Here is a 4,286-nt window from a genome sequence, read left to right as displayed (position 1 = left end):
GGAGATGGGCGAGGATCATGCCGAGGGCGAGCGGGAGGTAGTTCGAACGGCCCCATTTCGCCCGCACGCCGTCTGGAAAATGCCCTGACGTGCGTCCGACTAGCGAATGGATGAAATAGACTGGCACGCCTGCCGACCGACGTGCTGGGCCGGTGCGGGTGAAAGTTGGGTGTAGCAGCGCCTCCATATCGAGCACGTCGCCAGAGCTACGGATGTGCCGTTCGAGCAGCGCATCCTCAGCGGCGAGATCGGCGCATGAGAGGATGACGCCGGCTTCGACCAGCGGGGCAAGCGCGGCGCCCAGACCAAGGTGGACGTCTGCCCGCTCTGGATCGAAGCCACGCGCCAGCCGCTCGAGGAAGGGGTCGAGTTCCTCGGGCAGTCGGAGGGGCGCGTTGCAGCGCCGGCTCCAAGTCTCGAGCCCCTGCGCCGCAGGCCATGCCGCGAAGTTCCGCCGAAGCCTGACTGGCCCGCGACTGGGGCTCGGTGTGGTTGAAGGCGAACGCGGGAAGATGAAGGGAGGCGTCGCAGCGTCACGCAGCGCGCCCGCGCTCAGAAAACCTGCCGCAATCAGCCGCCACGCCGGGCCGCCGTCATGGTCCGCGACCGGCACACCACGCGCCGCGGCGACCCAGAGGCGCAATTCATCCGCGTCCGGCGTGTGATAGGCGGTAGCGCCAGGATGCCACAGCGCTAGCGCGCCATTGGCCGCCAGCAGCAGCCCGCGCGCGGTAACGGGGCTCTCTGGAATGCTCATGTGTGTGGGATCACGCGGGCGAGCAGCGTGCTCTGCCGAAGCCGCTGTAAGAGGCTGCCGATATCGGCGCCGGTGGCCGCCACTACCTCGGCGCCAAAGCTCTGGGCCAGCCTTTCGCGCACGGCGTCATCGCTCGCCCCCGCCAGCAGTTCTGGCAGCACGTCGAAGGCGAGGTCGGGAAGAGGCTCGGCCAGGCAGCCCCGCCGCTGCGCCCCCTCAAGCGCGCAGGCAAGGTCTGCGAGGCTCCGCAGCGGGGTCTGGGCGAGGAATTCGGCAAGCGCCGCGGGGCTCTCCGCGCTCATCAGCGCGGCGAGCGCGATAAGTTCGTCGCGTGTGCCGCGCTGCGTCCAATCCACCGCGCTCCAGCGCGCCTGCCCCGCGCGATAGGCCGCGAAGCGCGCTCCAAGTCCGGGCAAACGTTGCTCGGCAACCGCGCCGAGATGAGCCCAGTGATCTGCCGGCGAAGCCAGCGACAGCAGGCGCTGCAGCATGTGGAAGAGCGTGAGCGGACCAGCCACCTCGGTGGCAGCGACGAGGCAGGCCATCGCATCGCCGATCCCGTTGCGCAGTGCGCTTTCGTAAAGATGCAGTCGCTTCATGTCGGCGATCGGTAGGGTCGGTGTCAGCGGATAGGGAAAGGCTAGCCCACTTTCATCAAAGCTGCGCCCGGCTTGCCCGCCGCGGGCGCGGGTGTTGACGAAAAGACTCACGCTCGGGAAGTCGAGATGCCAGACACGGTGGATGCAGCCTTCGAAGGGTGTCAGCGCTGCGATATCGCCCGTCGATAGCCAGCGCCGCCCATCGGTGGAGAGAGTGCCGGTGGCCAGCCCGTCCGGAGCCTGTGCCGCCTCGTCCCAGGTGAAGCGCTCCTCATAGCTTTGCCCCCGGAGCAGGGCGAAGGCGGCGTGGTAGTTATGATCGTGCACTATCATCGGCGCAACGAACCAGACGTTCAGATCTACCTGCAGTCGGTCGTCGGCAAAGAGAGTAACGGAGCATTTCGACAAAGGGCCTGAGACCCGCGCGGCATCGATCTGGACAGGCAGCGCCTCGGCAGCGGCGAGCCGCGGCAGCGCGGCGTCGAGGTCGATGGCGCGATGCGGCTGCGAACGGTCCAACGCTGCTTGCGCGAGCGGGGCAAAATCTTCGGACCGGTGGCCCCGCGCCGCCCAGTCATGATCGATCGCGCGCGCGAGCGAGGCTGCATAGGTCAGAAGATCAGCCTCTGCCGCTTGCTGCCGATTAAGTTGCAGATTGTCCATGGTCACCCTCCATCGGCGGAATACGCCCGGGCCAGAATTCCGATCTTAAGCAGTTGATCGAGCAGGGCCTCGGCCGCCTCACGTGGCACCGGCATCGCCGCGAGCAGCGCGCTGCGTTGGCGCGGGCCAATCTGCGCCAGCGCCACGAGCGCTGGGCCGAAGTTGGCAGAGAGCGCGAACTCGTGGCCGGCGAGCAGTACGCGGACTCCGTCCACGGACGGCAGCACCGGCAACGGTACCGGCCCTTGCCAGCAAAGCCAGGCATCGCCCTCCGGTATGAAGGAGCCAAGGCCACACAGCGCCGGCGGATGCAGGGCGTCCATGGTCTTGGCAAGAAGCATGTCGAGACGGTCGTCGTCGAGCGCCTCGTTCACAGCCGCGCGCAGGGCGTTGCGATCCGCCGCAGAGAGCTGGCCCGTCGCGTCGAGCGCAATGTCCGCGCGTAGAGGGGCACTTTCCAATGCGATCTCTGCCAAGGCTCGCAGCAGGTCGAGGCGCAGCGGCCGGGCAATGCCGAAGCTGATGTGCAGCGATCCCTCGCCCCGTGCCACGGCGCGATGCCACCAGCCCCGCGGCAGATAGAGTAGATCGCCGCGGGCCACTGTCTTCCGCTCGTGCAGAGCGGGCGCCAGCACGTCTTCGCCCGGGGCGCCGATCAGCGGAGCATCGAGGGTCGCGGGCGCGATCTCCCAATCCTTCGACCCAGCGAGTTGCAGGACCATCACGTCGTGATCGTCCCAATGCATAGGAAAGGCCTCGGTCCCAGCTGGCCCGGCAGCATAGACATTGGCCTCGACGCGTCCGCCGCAGAGCTGCCCAATCTGGCGCGCGAACTCGGCAATCCAGAGGTCGTGCCGCTCGATCCCATTGACTATGAAAGAGTAGCCCGCCTCAAAGGCCTCGCGGATCGCGGACGGGTCCGGCGCGCAGAGCTGACCGCCGCGGCGACCTGTCGTGCGTGTTGTGTAGTGTTCAGGGCCGAGCACGCTTCCCGTGCGCGCTGCCCGCGCCGCCCCCCGCGCGATGGCACTTGCCAGCCAGCCGTCGAAGGCCCCCCAGCCCGGCGCGTCTCGCAGCGCATCCAAGCCCGAACTAGTGTGCAGCGCGCGACGTCCCAGGACCTCGGCGCGGAAGTCGGTAACAGTCATGGGATAGAGAAGCCGGCTGAGCGACATGATCAATAGAGCCCTAGTTCCGGACGCTGCTCGAGCACTGGCGCATCGAGCACCTGCAAGACGCGGCGCCCTTTATGCTGGCGCAGTTCCGACGCGAGCTCCCAGTCGCGCAGCCGCACGTTGCCGTCGTGGATACAGCGCATCGGATCGTCGGCGCAGAGCTGATCGGGGTCCGATACGCGGAGGCGACCGGGAGGATAGTCGGTGAGCGGGCGCGAGCCCGCCGCGGCGCGATCGTTCCAATACGCGACGAAGTCGTGCGGCAGCGCAATTTCCTGCGGCAGGGCGCGGCCGGGCTGTGGCAGCACCGCGCGCTGTACGCGCATCGCCGTTTCGAGCGCGCTGTCGTGGGGCACCCCGTAGGTCCGCGCGAGATGGTCGCGGAACTCGAGGATAAGGCGTCCCCAGTCGCCGATCCCCGCGCGGTGGCCGTGCAGGCATTCCGCAGCCCAGATCAGCGCGGTGCACCGCCGTGCCGCCTCCGAGCCGGGTGCGCTCAGTGCATCGATCTGATCGAGGGCGGGGATGTCGTGGTCGTATTGCACGAAGGCCGCGATGTAGCGAATGATTCCGTAGGCGCCGAGCAACGCGCGATAGACGCGAAACATCTGCACCATTCGGTCGCGCTCGTCGACGCCGAAGCCGGCGGCACTGAGGATGAAGCCCTGCGCGTCTGTCACGATCTCGTGGCGTTCCAGATAGCTCGGCGCCGCCATCGGGCTGTTCGGCAACACCCGGGTCATGTAGGCCTTGGCAGGTATGCCGAGGTTGAAGAAAGTCTGCAAGTCGCGCTGAAATGTCTCGGGCGTACTTCCGGGCAACGCGAGCATGAGATCGGCCGAAACAGGCAAGCGGCGGCTGCGGAATTCGCCCAGGAGATCGAGCATGTGGGGGGTTCGGATATTCGACCGCTCGATCCGAGCGAGGACGCCCTCGTCCATCGATTGGATCGCGATGATGCCTTCGGACATAATGCCGTCGGTCATGAGTGTATCGACGATGCGGGCGACGCGGGCGGTGGCGTTCTTGGCGTAGTTGACAAAGAACTGCCGCGGGGCGGCGTGCGCGGCCTTGCAGCGGACAATGTGCTCG

4 protein-coding genes are annotated in these 4,286 nt (G+C 67.3%); all 4 read right to left on the bottom strand.

The features are described 5' to 3' along the window. A partial coding sequence (locus tag Q2941_RS50930; RefSeq protein ID WP_458197437.1) for a hypothetical protein occupies positions 1–757 on the bottom strand: 757 nt, incomplete at its 3' end. Next, the gene (locus tag Q2941_RS50925; RefSeq protein ID WP_458197436.1) at positions 754–2,019 is read right to left on the bottom strand and encodes a hypothetical protein; all 1,266 of its coding nucleotides are present in this window, start codon (positions 2,017–2,019) and stop codon (positions 754–756) included. The genes Q2941_RS50925 and Q2941_RS50930, both read right to left, overlap by 4 nt. A gap of 2 nt (positions 2,020–2,021) precedes the next feature. After that, complete coding sequence (locus Q2941_RS50920; RefSeq protein WP_458197438.1) at positions 2,022–3,194, bottom strand: JmjC domain-containing protein; 1,173 nt, start codon at positions 3,192–3,194, stop codon at positions 2,022–2,024. A 2-nt stretch (positions 3,195–3,196) separates the two neighbouring features. After that, on the bottom strand, positions 3,197–4,286 hold a 1,090-nt coding region (locus tag Q2941_RS50915), incomplete at its 5' end, for a hypothetical protein (protein WP_458197435.1).

This window comes from Bradyrhizobium sp. UFLA05-153 (assembly GCF_054185185.1).
The sequence above is the reverse complement of the archived record's forward strand: the minus strand, read 5'-3'. Positions and strand labels throughout refer to the sequence as shown.